Below are 4,069 nucleotides of genomic sequence, written 5' to 3' on the forward strand. Positions count from 1 at the left end.
GCTTAACGAAGCTTGTAAAACAACTCCCAATCTTCCCCATAGCTTAAGGTTCTGAGTAAGCATCTCTCTTCTTCTGCAGCCTGAGTCAATATTTCTTCCGGCAGGGTCTGGGTCTCTTCTAAATAAATCTTCTTTAACACTTCAAAATACTCCGGGCGGGTGTCAGGGTCGCGGAGCGTCAAGCCTTGAGATTGCAGACGCTCGGCAATACGTTGATTGAGGCTTATTTCGTAGTCTTCCAACAGCTCAAAAAACTGCCGCCACGGCCGCAGGTCTTCTTCCTGCTGCCACCCGATGCCGGGGCATACAAAATGCCGGCAGACCGATTCCCGGTTCTCCTGTTCCAGGACGCAACCGCCCTCAAGCTGATGAAAGCGGCAGCGATAGCTGTCTCCATCGATTGCATTGTTGACCGTGACCGAAGCGTCTAATATGGTAAGGTGGGGCTGACTAAAGATTAAATCCACCAAATCCGGTCGGTGCAGGGCCAGATAGGCCAGATCGGTGCTGTAGAATACCGGGGAGTAGTGGCCGCAGCAGCCTTTATCATCCTGGCGCGGGCACTCCCGGCACAGATCCACTTCAATATAACTGCGTAAGCCGTGATTAAGAAATCGTAAACGGATTTCTTGAACTGCCTTCATTGCTGACTGACCCCATTCTGATTAGTATTTTCATTATAGGTTTTTTGCCCTTAAGGGAAAAGGCTTTATTGTTTCCGGCTGGGCATGTTTGCTTTTTATAGTAAATTACAAACCGCCGCTTCCCATACCATCCATACCTCTGTATCTAGCGCCGTCAAACCCCGGTCGGTTTCACAGCTTTGGAGTCGTTATGTTATGATATACAAAACAGGCGAGTTGAAAGGAGGTAAGGTATGTCTGTTCTTCAATGGGTTTTGGTCGCTCTGGTCTGCGGCATCATTGAACTGGCTTCTGCGGGATTATGGTTTCTATGGTTGGCCCTGGCGGCATTATTGACTTCCCTGGGCGTAAAAACGGGATTGCTGGCTTCTCTGCAGGCGCAGTTATTAGTCTTTGCAGTGATTACTATGGCTTTTATTGTTTTTACCAGGCCTTTGGCCTTAAAGTTTCTGGAAACCAAGGACACCCCCAGTAATGTGAACGCCCTCATAGGTCAGCATGGCATAGTAACCCAGGAGATTTCCCCCATACATTACGGGCAGGCCAAGGTAAACGGCGAGATTTGGACAGCGACCGCCGAGGAAGACATTGATGTTGATATACGAATTCGGGTAATTGGCATACAAGGGGTAAAGCTGATAGTGGAGAAAGCCCCGCAAGAATAATTGCCCCGGTTTCTAAGAGTTGAAAGGAGTGTATTTTTTGCTAGGCGTATTTGTTAATTTTATTGTGGTAGTGTTCGTGGTGGGGATGCTGTTTTCCTCTATCCGCATTATCCGCCAGTCGTCGGTTGGCATCGTGGAGCGTTTGGGGAAATTTCATAAGAAGGCCGAGCAGGGCATTAACGTGATCATACCCCTGATTGACAGTTTTCGCGCCAAGGTGGATCTGCGCGAACAGGTGGTGGATTTTCCGCCTCAGCCGGTCATCACCAAGGATAATGTCACCATGATGATCGATACCGTAATCTATTATCAGGTTACCGATCCTTTCAGTTATGTCTACGAAATCGCCAATCCAATCATGGCCATTGAGAATCTGACTGCCACCACCCTGAGAAATATCGTGGGTGACCTGGAGCTGGACCAGACCTTGACCTCACGGGATATTGTCAATACCAAGCTCAGGGCTATTCTGGATGAAGCCACCGACAAGTGGGGCATAAAGGTGAACCGGGTGGAATTGAGGAATATCCTGCCCCCCCAGGACATTCAGACGGCTATGGAAAAACAGATGCGCGCCGAGCGTGAGAAGCGCGAGGCCATACTGCGCGCCGAAGGCCAGAAAACTGCGGCCATCCTCGAAGCGGAAGGTCTGAAGCAAGCCGCCATCTTAAAGGCTGAGGCAGTGCGGGAAGCGGCCATCAGGGAGGCCGAAGGACACCGCCAGGCCAAAATCCTCAATGCTGAAGGTGAGGCCCAGGCCATACTCAGCGTGCAAAGGGCCTTTGCCGATAGTCTGGTGATGCTGCGCGAATCCGCCCCCGATCAAAAGGTGCTGTCCCTGAAATCATTGGAGACCTTGAAGAGCATGGCTGAAGGCCAAGCTACCAAATTGATCATACCTGGAGATCTGGCCGGATTGGCCGGGGTTTTTGCGGCCCTGAAGGAGAGCGGAGCAAAGGCGGCGGAGTAGACCGGCTCAAGGGAACGGTACAGCATAAACCGGACCTCTGAAGCAGTTTGCATTTTTTAAGCATGACAGGTATCATTTACCTTAGATTGTTGGGTGTAAGCCTCAAGGATAGGGATATTGAGTGCAGCCAGCCCTGACAGGGAGAGATGCAGCTTGTATGTAAGCAAAAAGCTGGCGGTCATAGGCGGGACATTTGATCCCGTGCATTACGGGCACTTGATTGCAGCAGAGCATGCCCGGGTTGAATTGGGCATCGATAAAGTCATTTTTATCCCCACCGGCAGGCCGCCGCATAAAGCTAACGAAACGGTGACCGATTGGGAGCACCGCTGCAAAATGCTGCAGTTGGCCCTGGAAGATAACCCGGCTTTTGAGCTTTCGGCCCTGGAAGGGCCTCAGCGCGGCATTTCTTATACCATTGACACCATCCGCAGGCTGCGGAGCATAAATCCCGATAGCACAATCTATTTCATGATGGGCAATGATGCCTTATTGACCATCGACACCTGGAAAGATTACCGTCAATTAATAGAATTATGCTATTTTGTGGTGGTTACCCGGCCCAATTATACTATTGAACGCAGCCACCCGGTTTTGGCTGCTTTGCCGGATGATTGGTGGCAGCAGATGAAGCAGGTGGAGATACCCGGCATGGATATTTCCTCCACCGATATCCGCAGGCGGGTAGCCGGGGGAAAGACGATCAAATATCTCTTGCCCAATGCGGTTGAAAAATACATTTTGCAAAACAACCTCTATCGAGGGGGAATGACATCGTGATCGGCCCCAAGGAAGCATTAGAGATCATTCGCTTCAAATTGTCCCGGAGCCGTTTCAAACATTCAGTACTTGTCGCCAATACAGCCAGGGAGATGGCAGTCCAGTACGGATTTGACGAAGAGCAGGCTTATTTGACCGGTTTGTTGCATGACTATGCCAAGGGCATCTCCGGTCAGGAATTGATAGAACTGGCTGAGGACTACGGTATCGAATTGGCCCCTATTGACCGGGAGGTCCCCGATCTCCTGCACGGCCCGGTGGGGGCCTGCCTCCTGGCCGATGAACTTGATATCGATGATCAGGACTTGCTGCATGCGGTGAGTGCTCACACCCTGGGTTGTTTGGATATGAATGGCCTGGACAAGATCATTTACCTGGCAGACATGATTGAACCGGGGCGAGACTATCCCGGCATGGAGAGGCTGCGCTGCCTGGCTTTGCGCAACCTGGATTACGGCATGTTGCTGGGATTGGAAACTACCATTAAGAATTGCATTGAGCGGGGGCGCCTCTTGCATCCCCGTACCGTCGAGGTAAGAAATCAATATTTGCGCTTGTTTGGAAATATGATGGATCTGGCATGAGTTTTGACAATAACAAGGAGGATTGTGATTGCTGACAATGGAACAAATGGTGCAACAGATTGCTGAAGCCTGCTGGGAAGAGAAGGCTCTGGATGTAGTGGTTCTGGATGTAAACCACCTTACTGTTATCGCTGATTACTTCGTGATTGCGGCAGGGCGGAATATCCTGCAGGTAAAAAGCATCGCTGAACACGTAGAAGACAGACTTGATCAAGCGGGGATAAAGCCATTGCGCCGCGAAGGCCACAAAGAAGGGATATGGGTGGTTTTGGATTATGGTTCTATACTATTCCATGTCTTCCGCCAGGAGGAACGGGAGTATTACGACCTGGAAAACCTGTGGGGCGACGCGCGGGAGGTTAGCCTGGAGCGGGTAGAATCATAATTTCTCCCGACGATAGCACCATATAAAGGAAATAGAGGCCG

Annotated in this window: 6 protein-coding genes; 5 read left to right on the forward strand and 1 reads right to left on the reverse strand. The window is 50.7% G+C overall.

Annotated elements, in window-relative coordinates:
• Positions 1 to 2: 2 nt before the first annotated feature.
• Complete coding sequence (locus B3W37_RS02515; protein WP_483174680.1) at positions 3 to 644, reverse strand: hypothetical protein; 642 nt, start codon at positions 642 to 644, stop codon at positions 3 to 5.
• Positions 645 to 877: 233 nt separating this feature from the next.
• Here B3W37_RS02515 and B3W37_RS02520 point away from each other — a divergent pair, with 233 nt between their 5' ends.
• From B3W37_RS02520 to rsfS, 5 genes are all read left to right on the forward strand, one after another.
• On the forward strand, positions 878 to 1,309 hold the full coding sequence (locus B3W37_RS02520; protein ID WP_481037901.1) for an NfeD family protein: 432 nt from the start codon (positions 878 to 880) through the stop codon (positions 1,307 to 1,309).
• Positions 1,310 to 1,394: 85 nt separating this feature from the next.
• Positions 1,395 to 2,279, forward strand: a complete 885-nt coding sequence (locus B3W37_RS02525) for an SPFH domain-containing protein (RefSeq protein ID WP_481043113.1) — start codon at positions 1,395 to 1,397, stop codon at positions 2,277 to 2,279.
• 153 nt (positions 2,280 to 2,432) lie between these two features.
• Positions 2,433 to 3,059, forward strand: coding sequence for a nicotinate-nucleotide adenylyltransferase (gene nadD, locus B3W37_RS02530; protein WP_481037902.1), 627 nt, complete (start codon positions 2,433 to 2,435; stop codon positions 3,057 to 3,059).
• Positions 3,056 to 3,643 carry a bis(5'-nucleosyl)-tetraphosphatase (symmetrical) YqeK gene (yqeK, locus tag B3W37_RS02535; protein ID WP_481037903.1) on the forward strand — a complete coding sequence of 196 codons (588 nt, stop codon included), beginning with the start codon at positions 3,056 to 3,058 and terminating at the stop codon, positions 3,641 to 3,643. The genes nadD and yqeK overlap by 4 nt, the downstream gene beginning before the upstream one ends.
• A gap of 37 nt (positions 3,644 to 3,680) precedes the next feature.
• Positions 3,681 to 4,028, forward strand: coding sequence for a ribosome silencing factor (gene rsfS, locus B3W37_RS02540; RefSeq protein WP_481043115.1), 348 nt, complete (start codon positions 3,681 to 3,683; stop codon positions 4,026 to 4,028).
• Positions 4,029 to 4,069: the final 41 nt, after the last annotated feature.

Source organism: Syntrophomonas sp. UBA5494, assembly GCF_002426325.1.

What these genes read in the sequence shown, in the direction of transcription:
- B3W37_RS02515 (WP_483174680.1), bottom strand. Translation starts at nt 644, where the DNA reads ATGAAGGCAGTTCAAGAAATCCGTTTACGATTTCTTAATCACGGCTTA.
- B3W37_RS02520 (WP_481037901.1), top strand. Translation starts at nt 878, where the DNA reads ATGTCTGTTCTTCAATGGGTTTTGGTCGCTCTGGTCTGCGGCATCATT.
- B3W37_RS02525 (WP_481043113.1), top strand. Translation starts at nt 1,395, where the DNA reads ATGCTGTTTTCCTCTATCCGCATTATCCGCCAGTCGTCGGTTGGCATC.
- rsfS (WP_481043115.1), top strand. Translation starts at nt 3,681, where the DNA reads ATGGAACAAATGGTGCAACAGATTGCTGAAGCCTGCTGGGAAGAGAAG.